A 17,084-nucleotide genomic window follows, 5' to 3' on the forward strand; every position below is an offset into this window, starting at 1 on the left:
GTTTTTCCCGTTATACGACGGTACCTTCTCGCACCATTGCGGCCTGCAAGGTCGTCAGATCGAGCTCCGTGCGATGACACAGCACTTCGGCACCGTTCGACAGTTGCCGGCGCGCCGGTGCCGTGGTGTTGCACAAGCCGTCGACGCGCAACGGACAGCGCCCGAGAAACGTACACAGTTCCGAATGCGCCGCGCTGGGTCCAATCGGCGGCAATTCGCTGTGACAGCGAATGGTGGCCTCATCGAGCCAGCCCGTGCGCAACTCCGGAGCCGATGAAATCAGCAGATCGGCATACGGATGAAACGGCGGCGCGCACAGTGCCGCGCGATCGCCCGCTTCGACGCGATGTCCCGAGTACAGCACGACGATATCGTCGCTGATCGCGCGCATCTTGCCGATGTCGTGGGTAATGAACAGATACGACACACCCAGCTTGCGTTGCAGGTCGGCGAGCAGATCGAGAATCGCCGCGCCTACCACGGTGTCAAGTGCGGACGTTACCTCGTCGCACAGAATCAGATCAGGCTCGGCCGCAAGCGCTCGTGCCAGATTGATCCGCTGCTTCTGGCCGCCCGACAGCTCGCCCGAACGGCGCGTCGCAAGCGCTGCGGGCAGTCGCACCAGATCGAGCAGTTCGGCGACACGCCGCCGGGCACGCTCGCCCTTCATGCCGTGATAGAACGCAAGCGGCCGGGACAAAATCCGTTCCACCGTATGCACCGGATTCAACGCCGTATCCGCGTTCTGGAACACGATCTGGATGCGCCTGAACTGCTCCTTGCTGCGCTGATCCAGCCGCTTGGGCATCGGCTCGCCGTCGAGCAGCAGCGAACCGCCCGCTACCGGCACCAGCCCTGCAATTACTTTGGCAAGCGTAGTCTTGCCGGACCCGGACTCGCCGATCACGCCGACCGTCTTGCCGCGATGGATCACCAGATCCACGTCGTCGAGAATACGTGCCGCCGGATAACCCTTTGCATCGGTCTTGCCGTAGCCTGCGACAAGCCGCTTCACCTCCAGCAACGGACGCTCGTCGGCTCCGGCCGCGGCACGTCCTTCCGGACGTGCGCCGCGCGGCGTCGGCATGACCGCCGCGATCAGGCTCTGTGTGTACGCATGCGCGGGAGCATTGAGAATCTGCGCCGTGCTGCCCACCTCGCGAATCTCGCCATCGCTGAGCACGACGATGCGATCGGCCATCTGCGCGACCACCGCCAGATCGTGCGACACGTACACGGCCGTCGTTCCGAGTTCCTTCACGACCCGCTTGAACGCCTGCAGCACATCGATCTGCGTGGTGACATCGAGCGCGGTGGTTGGCTCATCGAGAATCACCAGTTCGGGATCCGTAATAAGCGCCATCGCCGCCAGCAGTCGCTGCAACTGGCCGCCCGATACCTGGTGCGGATAGCGCTTGCCGATCCGCTCCGGATCCGGCAACGCCAGCGCGCGGAACAATTCGATCGCTTTTGCCTGGGCAGCCGCCTTGCTCATGGTCCGATGAATCAGCGCGCTTTCGATCACCTGATCGAGAATCGTACGCGCCGGGTTGAACGCCGCCGCTGCACTTTGCGCAATATAGGCAACCTTGCGACCGCGCAGCGAAGCCAGCGCGTTGGGTGACAGCGAGCGCACATCTGCGTCGCCAACGCGGATAGAGCCGCCCGCAATACGGCAGCCGGTACGCGCGTGACCCATCAGCGAAAGTGCAATCGTCGTCTTGCCCGAGCCGGATTCGCCGATCAGCGCGAGCACCTCGCCGCGTGCGACCGTAAAGTCGATGTCGTGGACGATGGTCGTTTCGGGCCGCCCTTCACTGCTGCCCACCACGCGCAGTCCGCGCACTTCAACCAGGTTGTCGGTTGTCGTATTCATCTCAGCGAGCCTCCGCGGCACGGCGCAAACGCAGACGCTTGCCACGCCCAGGCAGCCCGTCGATCAGCAGATTGACGCCGACCGTCAGGATCGCAATGGCAATAGCCGGCATTAGCACCACCGGCGCACCGTCACCGAGACCGGCGATGTTTTCCCGCACCAGCGAGCCGAGATCCGCATACGGTGGCTGCACGCCCAGCCCAAGGAAGCTCAGGCTGCTCAGCAATAGCACCACGAACACGAAACGCAGGCCGAGGTCGGCCAGCATCGGATGAATCATGTTCGGCAGGATTTCCACGCAGCAGATGTAGATTGCGTTCTCGCCACGCACCTTGGCTACCTGCACGTATTCGAGCGCGCTGATATTCACAGCCAGCGAGCGCGCAATGCGATAAGCGCCAGGCGTATAGCTGATGCCTGCTGTGATGACCAGCAACGTGAGCGACGAACCGAACGCGGCCACGATCATCAGCGCGAACATCTTGGTGGGAATCGAGCTCACTGCGTCGAGTATGCGGCTCATGGTCTCGTCCACGGCGCGGCCGGCGACGGCTGCCAGCAAACCGAGACCGGTTCCGCACAGCGCGGCGAACAGCGCCGCGGCCAACGCCAGCAGCACTGTCAAACGCGTGCCGTACATAATGCGGCTCAGCATGTCGCGACCCAGGTAGTCGGAGCCGAGCGGCAAGTGAGCGCTGAACGGCGCGAACACATCTTGCGTGACGATCGCGCCCACCGGATACGGTGCGAGAATCGGCCCGAAAATCGCCACGAATAGCGCAAGCGCCACCATGAAAGCGCCGATCCAGCCGCTCAACGACAGCGACGGCAAGCGGCGCGCGGCACGCCTGACCGGTGGCGTCGGCGCAGCGCCACCACCGCCGGACGGCGCGGGTGAATGAGGAGCGGGCATGGCGGAACTCCTAAGGAGCGCCCCTTCAGCAGGCGTCGGCGAACGGGGATCGACGGGGGACGATTGAGGAATGTTCATGTCCGCAGCCTCGGGTTGGAAACGATCGCGCACAGGTCCGCGAGCAGCACCAGAATCAGATAGCCGAGGCAGAAGATCAGCGTGCAGGCCTGCACCAGCGGCATGTCGCGGTTGCTGACCGCATCGACCATCAGACGCGCGAGGCCCGGATAGTTGTAGATCGTCTCGACGACAATCACCCCGCCCAGCAGATACGACAGACTTAACGCCACCGCATTGGCAATCGGGCCAATCGCGTTAGGCAGCGCATGCAGCAGCACCACACGCGCCGGACGCGCTCCCTTGAGAATCGCCATCTCGACGTACGAGGAGCCGAGCTGCTCGATCACAGCCGCTCGTGTCATGCGCGCCATCTGCGCGATGATCACGCAGCACAGCGTGATAACCGGCATCGCATAGGCCCGCATGAAATGTTCGAAACTGTCGATCTCGCCGCTGTACGACAGCGCGGACAACCAATGCAGCTTCACCGCGAACACCAGCACCGCGAACGTCGCGATCAGAAATTCCGGCGTCGCCACCAGCGCCAGCGTGCTGAGACTGATCATGCGATCGAGCAGCGAACCGCGCTTCACGGCGGCGAGGATGCCCATCGAGATCGCAATCGGCACCGAGACGAGCGTCGTGATTGCAGCCAGCTCGAGCGATTTCGGCAAACGGCCGGCAATCATCTCGCTGACCGGCAGACTGGCGGAGAGCGACATGCCGAAGTCGCCGCGCACGAGGCCCGCAAGCCAATGCAGATAACGCAGGTAAGCCGGCTGATCGAGGCCAAACTGCAGCCGCAATGCCGCAATCGTCTCCGGCGTCGCCGCCTGGCCGAGCGCCTCTTGTGCGGCGTCGCCCGGCAGCAGGTTGGTAATCGTGAAGATGATCATCGACACGATCAGCAGAATCAGCAGCGTCAGCGCAATGCGCCTAACGATCAGCGCTGCAATGGTCTGGTTCATCGCACGGGCCTCCTACGAGGATTGCAGAGACCGGTGGCGCAACGCAATGTCGCGCTGTTGCGCCACCGGCGAGCCGGTCAGGAGGGTCTGCCGGGTCAGGCTTCCCACCAGACGTTCTCGGCAAACGAGAAGCCCATCATGCCGCCGGTCGGAATCGAACCGAGGCCTTTGAGGCGCTTGTCGTAACCGTCGAGCAGACTGATAAACGAAGGAATGCCGATGCCGCCCCGGTTGCTGACGATGGTCTGCATGTCAGCGTACATCTGCTTGCGCTTGGCGTCGTCGGTTTCTGCACGCGCCGTAATCAGCAACTGGTCGAACTGGGGATTCTTCCAGCCGGACTCGTTCCAAGGTGCATCCGATTTGAAGAATTGCGTGAACAGCACGTCGGCGCTCGGACGCGGATTGATACTGCCGAAGCCAAGCGGATGCTTCATCCAGTGATTCGACCAGTAGCCATCGGCAGGAACGCGGTTGACCGCCAGGTTGACGCCGATCTTCTGCGCCGTCAGCTGCATCATCTCGGCCATTTCGATTGAACCGTTGGCATCCGAAGTCGCGTAGATCGGCGGCAGCGTCAAGCCGACGGCGCCGGCTTTCTGCAGATGGAACTTGGCCTTGTCCGGATCGTACGGACGCTGCGGCAGGCCGGCGAAATAGTAGCGGTGGCCGGGAGGAATCGGTTGATCGTTACCGATTACCGCATAGCCGCGAAACACCGCCGTGCGGATCTGTTCGCGGTCGAACAGATACTTCATGCCTTCCACGAAGTCCGGGTTGCCGGTGATCGTGTTATCGCGCCGCATGATGAGGTCGGTATAGAGACCCGACTTGGTCTCCTTGATCGCGTAGCCCGGCGTCGACGCTACGCGCTGCGTTGCGCGCGGATCGACGGCGCTGATCAGATGGACGTCCCCCGAGAGCAGCGCGTTCACGCGCGCCGCGTCGTCACCGATACCGATCAGCTCCACCTCGTCGAGGTAGGGTTTGCCCGGGCGCCAGTAGCTGTCGTTGCGCGTGCCGACCGTCGTGACACCTGGCTTGAACGTCTTCAGCTTGTACGGGCCGGTGCCCACGGCGGTCGAGAAATCGGTGGTGCCGTCCTTGACGATGACGAGTTGCGGTGTGGCGAGAATCGCCGGCAGGTCCGCGTTCGGCACGGTCAACGTGATCTGCACTTCGTCCGGGCCGCTTGCCTTGACCTCGTCGAACTGGTCCGCGACCGACTTCACCTTCGAGGCCGTCGCCGGGTTCTTGTGGCGCATCAGCGAGTACACCACGTCGGCGGGCGCCAGCGCCTTGCCGTCATGAAAGGTCACGCCCTTGCGCAGCTTGATGGTCCAGACCTTCGCGTCGCTGCTGGTGAACGACTCGGCCAGCGCCGGCTGCGGCGTCAGGCTGCTGTCGAACTGCGTGAGTCCGCTATAGAACATGAAGAAGCGGATGTAGTCGGCGCCAGCCGAGCCCTTGGCCGGATCCAGCGTGTCGGCGGTCGAACTGGAGTCGTAGGCAGCCCGAATCTTGCCACCCTTCTTCGGCGTGTCGGCAGCAAAGGCGCTGGTCGCGCCCGCCAGCAAACCACTGGCCCCCGTCGCGAGCATGCCGCCTGCAGCCAATACTCGCATCATGTCGCGGCGGCTGAAACCGGCTCGTTTGATTTCGTCGTCGTTCATGGAATCTGCTCCTGGGACCAAGGATGAATGAATCCGGTTGTGTAACGTGGTTTGCCCGTCATTTCGAGGAACGTTGCGGGTTGAGTGAATTTAAGCACCGCAAAATTAACGGAATGTCCTGATTCGGCATCGCGCGCAAGCGAAACGAATCGTTTTGATAGCGCTTCACAGCATGAATTGCTGCGAGCGTGAAGGCAGGCGGCTCACAGCCCGCCGGGACGGGCTGTACGGCGAGCGCAAGGAGATCTGGTAAGGGTTTGCCAGACCCAGGCGGCGCATTCTGGTGCTCGAGGCACCGCCTGGGAAGTGCTTTGCGGCCCACATACAGCGCAATTAAGCGTTCGCCGGAGTGGCGCGTGGCACTTTATGCTGCGGACGAAAAAAAGCTCATCGTGAATCTTCCGATGCACGATGAGCCTGCCAAGGACATCACGTCACGCCGGTCGCGTCACATCATGCCGCGTGGTGGAGCAAAAATTTAGAACTGGTGGCGGATGGCGACACGAACCACGGTCTGGCTCGAGCTCGACGACGGTGCGTCGGTACCGAGCACGAAGCCGTCGTCCAGCACCGAGTTCGTCTTGTCGCCGGTCACGTCCTGGTACACGCCCTGGATGTAGACGTCGGTGCGCTTCGAGAGGTTGTAGTCGGCCATCAGACCGACCGTTTGGATCTTCGGCTTGACGTTGCCGGTCGAGGCATCGAAGTTCTCGATTGTGTAGACGTACTCCGCGCCGACATAGAACGCCGGGCTGATCTGATACTTGCCATTCACTTCGAGGTTCTGGAACTTCAGCGTGTTCAGCGTCGAACCGATGACGAGCGGCGCCGTTGTGCTGATGTAGCCGTTTGCCGTCGGATTCTTGTAGTTCGAGTTGGAGTATGCAAAGCCCACCGTCGCCGGGCCGAACGTGTAGTTGATGCCGGCGCCCCAGACGCGCATACGCTCGGCAATGAAGCTCGCGTCGTTGGTGGTGATCGCGCCGCCAGTGGTCCCGCCAGGATTGTCCGCTTGCATATATGCGGCGGCTACCAGCAGGCCGCCGTTGGTGTATTGACCGCCGAAGCTGTAGGCGCGATCGTTGGCGAAGCCGGTATCGTTACTGAACGCGTACGCCCCGCCGAACTGGAAGCCACCGATATTCGGGCTCGCGTACTTCACGGCATTGTCCAGACGGAACGAGTTGTCGCTATTGTCGTTGTCGTACGGGTGGGCAAACAGATAGCCGGCCCAGTTGCCGTTTGCGGTGGTTTGCGCGAAGTAATCGACCACGGAGTCGTACTGCCGGCCGAACGTGACCGTACCGTACGTGTTGCTTGCCAGACCAACGTATGCCTGACGTCCGAACAGACGGCCGCCCTCAGCGAGCGCGCCGGTACCTGCGTTGAAGCCGTTTTCCAACTGGAAGATGGCCTTCATGCCGCCGCCCAGATCTTCCGAACCCTTGAAACCCCAACGGCTGCCCTCTGCATAGCCGCTCGCCATCTCGAACTCGCGGCCACCGCCGACGTTGCTCGTGTAGTTGATGCCCTGGTCGATCACGCCATACAACGTGACGCTGCTTTGGGCAAATACGGGGGCGGCACATGCGGCTAATACAGCCAATGCAATGAACTGCTTTCTCATTACGATCTCCGGGTTCTTGGATATATAAACGACGCGCTTTTTTCGAACTGCCATGCAGGGTTCAATGGCAAACTTCGTTGATGGTTGCGGTTCATAAACACGCAACGGGACGGATGCTTGCACGCTCGTGGCGGGTCGTCCATCGAGATTGAGACGGAAGCGAAAAAGCGTTGTGTAATACCAACCTGAAGAGATGCAATGCTCAGCATTGACTTCGCGCAGACCCCTTAAATGAAGTCATTTCCGCGCTTTGCCACCGTCGTTGAAAGCTCAACGTTTTGTACTGCGATACGCTGCCTTATCGCTTGCGCAGCGCACCAAATTTCACGCCTCCAAAGAACGAACCTGGTGTGAAATTTGAACCGGCTTATTTGATTAGGATCGCAGATTAAATAATGCAACTGATATCCCAGACTTCCGGTTTTGCGATTTGAAGGGCGGGCGCATCGCATCGCCATGGATCGCCGCATCTGAGCTTTGCATTTTGCGTTTTGCGTTTCCCGTGCCGCGCCGTGCTGTCTAAAAGCCGGCTCTGTCTCAGGTTCTGTGGCCGCCAAAGCTTTCAACTAGCCTTCATAAAAAATAGCGAATTCACCTTGCTTTTCTGGACGCAGCTAATTTTGACCAGATATCATTCGGGAAAACCCGAACATGCCACCGCTACGCAGATGCCGTTTCCTGCGACCGATGTGGTCATGCGCGGGTGATGTAGTCCGTCGTCGAGCGGGCTGTGGGCCGGTGATCCCGGCTCACAGCCCAGGTCGGCGGCCTGAAGCTGGCGGTTCCATCCGCCCTGTCGCAGTCGGCCACAAGCCGGTCTCGACCTCCTAGCCTGGATATCATCGATCATGATTGCTGTCGCGTTTTCACGCGTCGCCGGCCGCCTGCTGGTTGCGGACCCGGGACTCGTACGCCTCCACACTGCCTTGCGCGCCGCGCTTGCCTGCCTCCTGAGCGGCATCGCCTGCGTCGCATGGACGGCCGGTCATCACCAGCCCATCACCCTCGCTGCCCTCGGCGTCCTGTTCAGCATGATCGCGCCGCTATTCGTGCGCGACGCGCGCCGCAGCGCGTGGTTCGTCACCCTGTTCAACCTCTATCTGTGCGGCTGCGTGAACTTCGCCGTCGCCGCCGCGTTGAGCCGCTATCCGCTCGCGGGCGATGCCGGCTTCCTGCTCGTCATGTTCGCCGGCATGCTCTGCCAGGCTTGCGGTCCGCGAGCGCTTGGCTGCGCGATGATCGGTGTGGTTACGTTCTATCTTGGGCTGTATCTGCATCCCTCGGCCGCCCAGGTTGCGCAGACCATTGCGTTGTCGACGGTCGGCCCAGCGATGGTGGCGCTCGTCGGACGACTGATCGTACCGATACACGCCGAGCGGACATTGCGCCTGGCGGTGCATACCGTCATGCTGCGCGCCGAACGCGTGTTGGCTGCCACGCGAACTGCGCAGATGCCTGGCGTCGCCAGCGCCGCGCGCGTCTCCGAACTGAATGAGGCCGCGCTCGCGCTGGAAGAACAACTTGCACTGCTGAACCCTCCTGACGCCGCTACGCTGCGCGAACGGCTCGTCGAACTCGAGGTGGCGGCGGGACAGACCGCATTCGGCTCGGCATCGGAAGAGGCGGACACCAATCCGCTACGCAGGGCCGTCGAACGGCTCAGGCAAGCCGCGCGGCCGCGGCGCGTCTCGCAGACGTCGCCTGCAGCACGCGGCAAAAAGACCGCCGCCGAGTGGATCGGCGAGATCCGTTCGAAGCTCGCCTGGCTGCCGGCGGCACGTGCCACCACTGCGGCTTTGCTCGCCATGGTGATCGGCCACTCGCTCTCGCCGGAGCGCTGGTTCTGGGCGGTCATCACCACCTTCGTCGTGTTTCTCGGCACCCGCTCGCGTGCCGATACCGTCTATCGAGGCGCGCAACGGCTGGCCGGGACGCTCGCAGGCGCACTCGCCAGCATGCTGCTGGCAACCTCGCTGCACGGGGAGCCGCTGCTGATGGCCGTGGCCATGGTGCTGTGCGTGTTCGGCTGGGCGTACTACATCCTGAATGCGTATGCGCCGGGCGTGTTCTTTATCACGGTTCTGGTCGGCCTCGTCTATGGACAACTGGGCTTTGCGATGGGGCCGTTGGTCGAGTTGCGCATCGAGGAAGTGATGGTGGGCTGCGTCGTATCGTTTGCCGTCGCCATTCTGATGATGCCGCTCGCAGCGACGCGCCATGTCGAGACGCGAATCGCCGCCGTACTCGCGGCACTCCGGCAGGTGGTGCGGCTCGCTACACAACCCGATGCGCGACACCTTGACGGCACCGCGGCAAGCGCGGCAATGCGCACGCTGGACCGAAGCTGGCATGACCTGCGCGTTGCATTGCGACCGTTGCAAACCCAACGGGTGTTCGTGTGGAACCCGGGCGTCGAACTCGCTACGGGATCCATGCTCAGTTGCCTGCACTGGGCCCGCGTGCTGAGCCGGCCCGACGAAGCCGCGCTTGTGCCCGGGCATGTTGGGCAAGCGGTATCGAACGATGCCGGCGTGGCGTACGCCGCGTCAATCCTCACGCGACTCGACGCGATGATTGCGCGTTATCACGGCTCCCCCGCTTCGCCAGCAACTGGCGAGCGGCTCGAAGCCACCGCACGTGCGTTGGAGATGGCCATTGATCGAGGCCATGCACAGACCTTGGCGCAACTGGACGGTGCCGTGGCGCAACTCGCCGACCGGCTTGCTCATCCCAATGCCAGCATGCAGAAGCGCCTGAACTGGGCGTTGCGAGCCAGGAGCGCCTAGTACTCAGTTCGCGCTGCGCGCGGTGGGCCGGTAGCGTTATCGGTCCATCCTGTTCGTCTCAAACGACTGGATAAACGGCGCGAATTGATACGTTCAGCCTTCTCGCTGCACCTCCTTCCGACGCACAAAACCCCGCACCCTGCTACCCTTGGCGTTCCGCAACGCCTCGGGTGATATATCCTGTGGCCCTGCGTCTCCCTTTGCTACCCCGACCAACCTTGTCTGACCTGTCAGCCTGAAAGGCCGAAGCGATGTCCGATACCCCGATCCCTGCTGCTGTTACGCACGAACCACAAGCGGTGTCCGTGCAGGTCACTCCCAGTGCAATCTTCATTGTTGCGACCATCAACTCCGACCCCGCCAGTCGTGAAACCGTGCGAGCCTGGTGTGCCGATATTGCCGCGCTGGTGCGCTCTGTCGGCAAGCGTGTACCGGCCGGCGGCCTGTCCTGTGTCTGCGGCTTCGGCTCAGAGGCTTGGGATGCGCTGTTCGGCGCGCCGCGCCCAGCCGGGCTGCATCCGTTCCGCGAATTCGGCTCCGGCGAGCGGCTCGCAGTGGCGACGCCCGGCGATATCCTGCTGCACATCCGTGCCAACCAGATGGACCTGTGCTTTGAGCTGGCTACGCAACTGATGGGCCGCCTCAGCGGCGCCGTGACCACGGTCGATGAAATCCACGGTTTTCGTAACTTCGATCAGCGCGCCATGATTGGCTTCGTGGACGGCACCGAGAATCCGACCGGTAACGAAGCTGTCACGTTCACGGTGGTCGGCGAGGAAGATCCCGAGTTTGCCGGCGGCAGCTACGTGCTCACGCAGAAGTATCTGCATGACATGACCGGCTGGAATGGGCTGTCGGTCGAGACGCAGGAGCGCATCATTGGGCGCACCAAACTCTCCGACATCGAACTGGACGAGGCGGTGAAGCCCACCAACTCGCACAGCTCGCTCACGACGATCGACGACAACGGCGAAGAGGTCAAAATCCTGCGCGACAACATGCCGTTCGGCCGACCGGGCTTCGGCGAGTTCGGCACGTACTTTATCGGCTATGCGCGCTCGCCTGCGCCGATCGAACAGATGCTCGAAAATATGTTCGTCGGCCGGCCGCCTGGCAACTATGATCGGCTGCTCGACTACAGCCGCGCGGTCACGGGCGGCCTGTTCTTTGTGCCTTCGGCTCCCCTGCTTGAAGCGCTGGCCGAGCGCGATCCGGCCGCAGTAGCGACACCCGTCAATGAACCCGAATCCCCGCCGTCTGCCGAACCGCTCAGCGATGGTTCGCTGAACATCGGCTCTCTCAAAGGAGCACCTCAACATGAATAATCTGCATCGCGAACTCGCGCCTATATCCGCGGCCGCCTGGTCGGAGATCGAGGAAGAAGTCGCACGGACCTTCAGACGTTCTGTGGCGGGTCGCCGTGTGGTCGATGTGAAAGGGCCTGGTGGACCGAGTCTGTCTGCTGTTGGCACGGGTCATCAGTCCACTATTGCGCCGCCGCAGCCTGGTATCAGTGCGCGGCAGCGCGAAGTGAAAGCGCTAGTGGAATTGCGCGTGCCGTTCGAATTGACGCGCGACGCGATCGACGATGTGGAACGTGGCGCGGAAGACTCGGACTGGCAGCCGGCGAAAGATGCTGCACAACAACTGGCCTATGCCGAGGACCGTGCGATTTTCGACGGCTATAAGGCGGCGAATATTGTCGGCATTCGCGAGGGCTCGTCGAATCCCAAGCTGAGTCTGCCGGCGGATTTGAGCGACTATCCCGCGGTGATCGCGAAGGCGCTCGAGCAATTGCGTCTTGCCGGGGTCGATGGGCCGTATTCGGTTTTGCTGGGCGCGGATGCGTATACGGCTGTTAGCGAGGCGAGTGACCAAGGGTATCCGGTGCTCGCGCATCTCAAGCGACTGGTGAATACCGAGATTATCTGGGCGCCAGCTATCGATGGTGGGAGCGTGCTTTCCACACGTGGTGGCGACTTCGATCTGCATATTGGGCAGGATCTGTCGATTGGGTATCTCAGTCATACGGATCAGGTGGTGAGGCTGTATCTGCAGGAAACGTTGACGTTTTTGATGCTGACGAGTGAGGCTTCGGTGGCGGTGTTGCCGGAGTGAGGGTGCTGCGGAGGCGCCGCAGGATAGGGGCCACATAGAAGTACGGGCCGCAATCGTCTCCGGTGATCTCGGTGCAACCATCGTACATCGTTCGCTCGTTGCACCGAACCTCAGTTGCTTACTCTTCTGACGGTTTGTCGGTCGGTGCCTCTGTAAAAGTCATGTATTGCTTTATGTCAGGCTGACCTAGTGCGATCAGACTGAGCACGCCAGCACCAAACCGACGCGCAAATTCATCGTCGAGTCTGAACTCGAATTCGTCCAGCAAAACGGGCATTTCAATTGCCCCTTTCAAAGCAGGGGCCATCCTCGCTTTCTCGACCGACTGCAGGATCAACTGCTGACGATCCTGGTCATAGGTTACTACCACGGAACATGGCGGAAATTGAATCATCAGTGCCCCCTGCAATCTTGATAGTCAGCAAATGCGTTCTGCTTGCAAAGCGCGAGGCCAGCCAACCCACCCATATATTTGGCAAGCGCGTTGCATTTGAACATATCGCGCTCATACTTCGCATGACACTCCGCCTCGAGCCACTCTTTATCACCGCTACCTGCACATTTAACCATTCCACCGTCACGGCCGCCAGCTCCGAACAGCGCGCTATAGAGCGTTGATCTCTTCGCAGAGCTGGTCAAATCCGGCACCAGAGCGGGATAAGGAATCTGCGCCTGATCGCTCAGCATCAGCTCTGTTGTCTCACCCCAATCCGGCAACGCCTCGCTCAATTCGTCGCCAAACAGCTTCCCCGGCAGTTTCGCTTTCCACGCCATATAGCATTCAACGCAGAGCCTTGGCACGCCATCGGGATGGGTTACCGAAGCAAGATTCCCCTTGCCGTCGTACGCGTACCGCGTTGCATTGCCCAACGGATCCACCGTGGCAACAATGCGATCGTTATCGTCATACTGAAAATCGATCTTTAGCTTGTCCGGCCCTATGTTATCGACCGCGAACTAGTTCACCAGCACCATCCGGCCTTTGTAATCAAACCCGAACTTGCGCAACGTCCCTGTACGGGTCGTCTCGGAGTAGATCAGGCCGATGTTGGCCGAGTAACGTTTATAACTCGCCTTGCACACAAAAATGCGGACAGGTTCGGTCGTCCCGCTGCAATCACATTGAGCACCACAACTCCAAGCTGTCGCGCCAATTCATCGTCAAACTTGAATTCGTCACCGTCTAAAAAAGACGGTACTTCCATAACTCCACTCACTAGAGGAGCCAGCTTGGCTGAATCTACAGCCTGCATGATCAACTGCTTAGTATCTTCGGTGTAGGTCAGAACCAAGGAATACAGTGAGGGATGCGTGCAACGGGGGCAACGTCAGTCCGCACTCATCCTGCAAAATCGCATTTCAGACGCTTGCTCCGCTTCTTCGACCGTCCAAGATTCGCGCACCGGCAGCGCCCACTACCGGTGTCCCGCAGCGCACTCAAACTGCAACGGCGTGGACGAATTCACGTATTCCTGCAACAGGCACCGTCCGCCCCTTGCCTCTGCCGCCGCCAGGATTCTGGCGAGAGGCAGGCGCCTACGCTTATAGACACAGATCACCGTGATACCTTCGCGGTTCCATGGTCGCATTTCCACTCAGCTTTTAAATATCGATCCCTGCTCAAAAATCACAGGGCGTGATTTTTCCTACGCCTCGTCGCTGTAGGCAACCAGGCTCCACGTCACATCGGTATGGTGCTGGCGCATCCCAAGCAACGCGTCGAGTCCCGGTATGGCACGCGGCTGGGTTATGGTGAGGCGCGGCATGATTTCTCCCTTGCCGATACGCTGTGTCGCGTCCGGACTGAGACCCGCCCATTGTTTCGCGCACCAGACGCCATCCTGCGGGCAGAACTCGTTGGTGCGAGCCGTGGCGCCAAGCGGCAAACGGTTGTCCTTTTTAGCCGGCGTGAGAGGCAGGCCGGTCGCAGGGTCGAGGTTCTTCTCACTGGCCAGCTTTGTAACCAGCGACTCGGCAGGCTTCTGCGGTGGCTGGGCGGCGTCCTGCTCCCTCTGCCACTGGAACGTACCATCCCACTCCGGCAGCTTCGCGGGGGGCAGCGGCACGATCTGGTCGATGTCCGGGACCTTCGGATTCAGGCCATCGTGGTCGCTGAGAAACTTCCAGATCAGTCCGTACCGGCGTGAGCGTTCAGAATCTTTGGACTGTCCGACGTAATAGATTTCATCCGATGGATTCGTATCGAATCCATTTTGCAGAAATGACGACGATTGCGCATCACCAGCCTGCACCCCCTTCTGGAACGCCTCGACAGCTTCCTCATAAAGTTTGGCGTCCATCAGGTCAATGCCCAAATAGCTGCCAGCCTTGCCATATCCCTGATCGACGGCACATTCCATCATCTGCCGTGAAATGTCCGGCGCGCGATCCTTTGGGGAAAGCAGGTCACCGACATAATATTGCCCTACGGCGCTACCAAGGTCAGCGGCCTTGCGGAAATAGATCCGCGCCTTCTTCTCGTCCTGCTTCACGCCGTAACCGAGTTCGAGGTAGTGACCCATGTCGTAGTAGCCGCCCGGGATGCCCTCAGCAATCAACTGTTCGGCCAGATCAACCGTTTCTGTGGCCGCGTGGGGCGACGATGCCTGCCCGGTGGACACTAGCAGTTGGAGGTTGTGGTTAGCCTTGTAATGACCATATGCCGCGGCAATCCGATAATAGCGGGCGGCCGCATCGTAGTCTTTCGGGCCGGGTTTCTTTTCGAGGAACAGGGCATATTTGAACAGCGTATCAGCCTGCGGATCGAGCGGCGGCAGGTGGTCCGCCTCATGGACGCAGGTAAAGGCCAGTTTCGCGCGCACGGCGCTCCATTCGGCTTGAGTGGGCATCGGATTATCCTTGTTCGAACAGGCGCTGAGCGCAAGCGCCAGGCAGATTGCAATTAATTTGCTTCGTTTCTTCATCGTTCAGTCCAGCCGCAAACGACTCGCGCCAGTCCACATGAATCCAATGAGTGATGCGATGGGAGCTAGTGCGATCTTTTGATTGCCGGCATTTCGAGCAATTGTCTGTTCCCAATACTTGCTCGCGATTTGAGGGTCATCCTGCACCCCCTGCCCGTTTGTATGGATATTCCACAGGTGCCTTCGCAGCGACTGCGTCACGTCCATGCGCTCGTGACAGATGTTCAGTTCGCTGTCCACTTCCATGCTGCGCCGGTCGACGTTGGCCGAACCGGGTGTCCTACGCCTCGTCGCTGTAGGCAACCAGGCTCCACGTCACATCGGTATGGTGCTGGCGCATCCCAAGCAACGCGTCGAGTCCCGGTATGGCACGCGGCTGGGTTATGGTGAGGCGCGGCATGATTTCTCCCTTGCCGATACGCTGTGTCGCGTCCGGACTGAAACCCGCCCATTGTTTCGCGCGCCAGACGCCATCCTGCGGGCAGAACTCGTTGGTGCGAGCCGTGGCGCCAAGCGGCAAACGGTTGTCCTTTTTAGCCGGCGTGAGAGGCAGGCCCGTCGCAGGGTCGAGGTTTTTCTCACGGGCCAGCTTTGTAACCAGCGACTCGGCAGGCTTCTGCGGTGGCTGGGCGGCGTCCTGCTCCTTCTGCCACTGGAACGTACCATCCCACTCCGGCAGCTTCGCGGGGGGCAGCGGCACGATCTGGTCGATGTCCGGCACCTTCGGATTGAGACCGTCGTGACTGTCCAGGAACTTCCAGATCAGCTCATAACGACGCGAGCGTTCGGCGTCCTTGGACTCCCCAATGTAAGAAGCGATATTCGACGGATCACTGGTATTGAAGCCGTATTGCAGAACAAATGCCGATTGGACGTCGCCCGCCTGTGCCCCCTTCTGGAACACTTTGATTGCTTCTGCGTAGAATTTGCTGTCCATCAGGTCGATACCCAGATAGCTGCCAGCCACGCCATATCCCTGATCGATCGCACATTCCATCATCTGCCGCGAAATGTCCGGCGCGCGATCCTTTGGGGAAAGCAGGTCGCCGACATAGTATTGCCCTTCGGGGCTACCGAGATCTGCGGCCTTGCGGAAATAGATCCTCGCCTTCCTCTCGTCCTGCTTCACTCCATAGCCGAGTTCGAGGTAGTGGCCCATGTCGTAGTAGCCGCCCGGGATACCCGCAGCAATCAACTGTTCGGCCAGGTCAATCGTTTCCGTGGCCGCGTGGGGCGACGATGCCTGTCCGGTGGACACTAGCAGTTGCAGGTTGTGGTTGGCCTTGTAATGACCATACGCGGCGGCAATCCGGTAATAGCGGGCGGCCGCATCGTAGTCTTTCGGGCCGGGTTTCTTTTCGAGGAACAGGGCATATTTGAACAGCGTATCAGCCCGCGGATCGAGAGGCGGAAGGTGGTCCGCCTCGTGGGCACAGGTAAAGGCCAGTTTCGCGCGCACGGCGCTCCATTCGGCTTGAGTGGGCATCGGATTATCCTTGTTCGAACAGGCGCTGAGCGCAAGCGCCAGACAGGTCGCAATTGATGTGCTTCGTTTCTTCATCGTTCAGTCCAGCCGCAAACGGCTCTTGCCCGTCCACATGAAACCGACAAGTGACGCAAGCGGTACATCACCGTTTTTCTCTCGCCTTGCATTCCGACTGATGATGTACTCCCAACCCTGAGCAGCCGTTTCAATTGAGTCCGATACCGCGCCTTGAAGCCCCTTGGTATGGATATTCCAAAGGTGCCTTCGCAGCGGCTGCGTCACGTCCATCCGTTCGTGGCAGATATTCAGTTCGCTATCCACCTCCATGCTGCGCCGGTTGATGTTGGCCGAACCATGCGTGAGAAACACGTCGTCCACGATCATGATCTTGCTGTGAACGTAAACTGGCGTCCACGCACTACCAGGCGGCGAGTCGGGCGCAACCAGCGAACAGACGTGAACCTTGAGACCCGGAATCGGCTGCGGCAGAACCTCCTTACCTGCGTTGAGGTTGTCGTCATACTCGTGTTGCAGCCTCGCCTGCTTGGCTTGCGCTGCGTCAACGGCGCGTTGCGCGTCGGCCCGTTCCCGCGGGCTGCTCGCGTTTCGCATCTGCGTGTTCGCCGCCGTAACCTCTTTCCGGACATCCTGCA

The 17,084-nt window shown here is 60.8% G+C and carries 14 protein-coding genes; 3 read left to right on the forward strand and 11 right to left on the reverse strand.

The features are described from left to right. Positions 1 to 10: 10 nt before the first annotated feature. From P3T17_RS19105 to P3T17_RS19125, 5 genes are all read right to left on the reverse strand, one after another. Entirely contained in the window at positions 11 to 1,876 is a 1,866-nt protein-coding gene (locus P3T17_RS19105) for an ABC transporter ATP-binding protein (protein WP_429408508.1), read from the reverse strand. Between the two features lies 1 nt (position 1,877). Next, a complete protein-coding gene (locus tag P3T17_RS19110) occupies positions 1,878 to 2,789 on the reverse strand; it encodes an ABC transporter permease (protein ID WP_429408510.1) in 912 nt (303 codons plus the stop codon). Positions 2,790 to 2,863: 74 nt separating this feature from the next. Continuing rightward, complete coding sequence (locus P3T17_RS19115; protein ID WP_429408512.1) at positions 2,864 to 3,817, reverse strand: ABC transporter permease; 954 nt, start codon at positions 3,815 to 3,817, stop codon at positions 2,864 to 2,866. Between the two features lie 95 nt (positions 3,818 to 3,912). Continuing rightward, positions 3,913 to 5,490: an ABC transporter substrate-binding protein gene (locus P3T17_RS19120; protein ID WP_429408514.1), complete on the reverse strand. Its 1,578-nt coding sequence runs from the start codon at positions 5,488 to 5,490 to the stop codon at positions 3,913 to 3,915. A 478-nt stretch (positions 5,491 to 5,968) separates the two neighbouring features. Then, entirely contained in the window at positions 5,969 to 7,117 is a 1,149-nt protein-coding gene (locus P3T17_RS19125) for a porin (protein ID WP_429408516.1), read from the reverse strand. A gap of 848 nt (positions 7,118 to 7,965) precedes the next feature. On the opposite strand from P3T17_RS19125, the gene P3T17_RS19130 reads away from it, so the two are divergent. From P3T17_RS19130 to P3T17_RS19140, 3 genes are all read left to right on the forward strand, one after another. Further along, positions 7,966 to 9,903: an FUSC family protein gene (locus tag P3T17_RS19130; protein ID WP_429408517.1), complete on the forward strand. Its 1,938-nt coding sequence runs from the start codon at positions 7,966 to 7,968 to the stop codon at positions 9,901 to 9,903. A 251-nt stretch (positions 9,904 to 10,154) separates the two neighbouring features. Then, positions 10,155 to 11,228 carry a Dyp-type peroxidase gene (locus tag P3T17_RS19135; RefSeq protein ID WP_429408518.1) on the forward strand — a complete coding sequence of 358 codons (1,074 nt, stop codon included), beginning with the start codon at positions 10,155 to 10,157 and terminating at the stop codon, positions 11,226 to 11,228. After that, positions 11,221 to 12,021, forward strand: a complete 801-nt coding sequence (locus P3T17_RS19140) for a family 1 encapsulin nanocompartment shell protein (RefSeq protein WP_074266389.1) — start codon at positions 11,221 to 11,223, stop codon at positions 12,019 to 12,021. Before P3T17_RS19135 ends, P3T17_RS19140 begins: the two co-directional genes overlap by 8 nt. 118 nt (positions 12,022 to 12,139) lie before the next feature. On the opposite strand, the gene P3T17_RS19145 is transcribed toward P3T17_RS19140, so the two are convergent. The 6 genes from P3T17_RS19145 to P3T17_RS19170 all read right to left on the reverse strand — a co-directional run. Continuing rightward, positions 12,140 to 12,415, reverse strand: a complete 276-nt coding sequence (locus P3T17_RS19145; RefSeq protein ID WP_074266390.1) for a hypothetical protein — start codon at positions 12,413 to 12,415, stop codon at positions 12,140 to 12,142. Beyond that, positions 12,415 to 12,891 carry an RHS repeat domain-containing protein gene (locus P3T17_RS19150; protein ID WP_429286152.1) on the reverse strand — a complete coding sequence of 159 codons (477 nt, stop codon included), beginning with the start codon at positions 12,889 to 12,891 and terminating at the stop codon, positions 12,415 to 12,417. The genes P3T17_RS19145 and P3T17_RS19150 overlap by 1 nt, the downstream gene beginning before the upstream one ends. Before the next feature lie 776 nt (positions 12,892 to 13,667). After that, on the reverse strand, positions 13,668 to 14,945 hold the full coding sequence (locus tag P3T17_RS19155) for an SEL1-like repeat protein (RefSeq protein WP_429408519.1): 1,278 nt from the start codon (positions 14,943 to 14,945) through the stop codon (positions 13,668 to 13,670). Positions 14,946 to 14,948: 3 nt separating this feature from the next. Next, positions 14,949 to 15,191, reverse strand: coding sequence for a hypothetical protein (locus tag P3T17_RS19160; RefSeq protein ID WP_174567541.1), 243 nt, complete (start codon positions 15,189 to 15,191; stop codon positions 14,949 to 14,951). A 34-nt stretch (positions 15,192 to 15,225) separates the two neighbouring features. Further along, complete coding sequence (locus P3T17_RS19165) at positions 15,226 to 16,431, reverse strand: SEL1-like repeat protein (RefSeq protein WP_429408541.1); 1,206 nt, start codon at positions 16,429 to 16,431, stop codon at positions 15,226 to 15,228. A gap of 78 nt (positions 16,432 to 16,509) precedes the next feature. Next, positions 16,510 to 17,084, reverse strand: a 575-nt coding sequence (locus P3T17_RS19170) for a phospholipase D-like domain-containing protein (protein ID WP_429408520.1), incomplete at its 5' end; no start/stop codon positions are given.

The organism is Paraburkholderia sp. GAS82 (genome assembly GCF_050436285.1).
GTDB classification, from domain to species: Bacteria; Pseudomonadota; Gammaproteobacteria; order Burkholderiales; family Burkholderiaceae; genus Paraburkholderia; species Paraburkholderia phenazinium_B.

Bases quoted from the DNA above. Each gene is read 5' to 3' on its own strand.
- P3T17_RS19120 (WP_429408514.1), bottom strand. From the start codon at position 5,490: ATGAACGACGACGAAATCAAACGAGCCGGTTTCAGCCGCCGCGACATG.
- P3T17_RS19105 (WP_429408508.1), bottom strand. From the start codon at position 1,876: ATGAATACGACAACCGACAACCTGGTTGAAGTGCGCGGACTGCGCGTG.
- P3T17_RS19110 (WP_429408510.1), bottom strand. From the start codon at position 2,789: ATGCCCGCTCCTCATTCACCCGCGCCGTCCGGCGGTGGTGGCGCTGCG.
- P3T17_RS19145 (WP_074266390.1), bottom strand. From the start codon at position 12,415: ATGATTCAATTTCCGCCATGTTCCGTGGTAGTAACCTATGACCAGGAT.
- P3T17_RS19140 (WP_074266389.1), top strand. From the start codon at position 11,221: ATGAATAATCTGCATCGCGAACTCGCGCCTATATCCGCGGCCGCCTGG.
- P3T17_RS19160 (WP_174567541.1), bottom strand. From the start codon at position 15,191: ATGGAAGTGGACAGCGAACTGAACATCTGTCACGAGCGCATGGACGTG.
- P3T17_RS19125 (WP_429408516.1), bottom strand. From the start codon at position 7,117: ATGAGAAAGCAGTTCATTGCATTGGCTGTATTAGCCGCATGTGCCGCC.
- P3T17_RS19165 (WP_429408541.1), bottom strand. From the start codon at position 16,431: ATGCCCACTCAAGCCGAATGGAGCGCCGTGCGCGCGAAACTGGCCTTT.
- P3T17_RS19155 (WP_429408519.1), bottom strand. From the start codon at position 14,945: ATGAAGAAACGAAGCAAATTAATTGCAATCTGCCTGGCGCTTGCGCTC.
- P3T17_RS19130 (WP_429408517.1), top strand. From the start codon at position 7,966: ATGATTGCTGTCGCGTTTTCACGCGTCGCCGGCCGCCTGCTGGTTGCG.
- P3T17_RS19135 (WP_429408518.1), top strand. From the start codon at position 10,155: ATGTCCGATACCCCGATCCCTGCTGCTGTTACGCACGAACCACAAGCG.
- P3T17_RS19115 (WP_429408512.1), bottom strand. From the start codon at position 3,817: ATGAACCAGACCATTGCAGCGCTGATCGTTAGGCGCATTGCGCTGACG.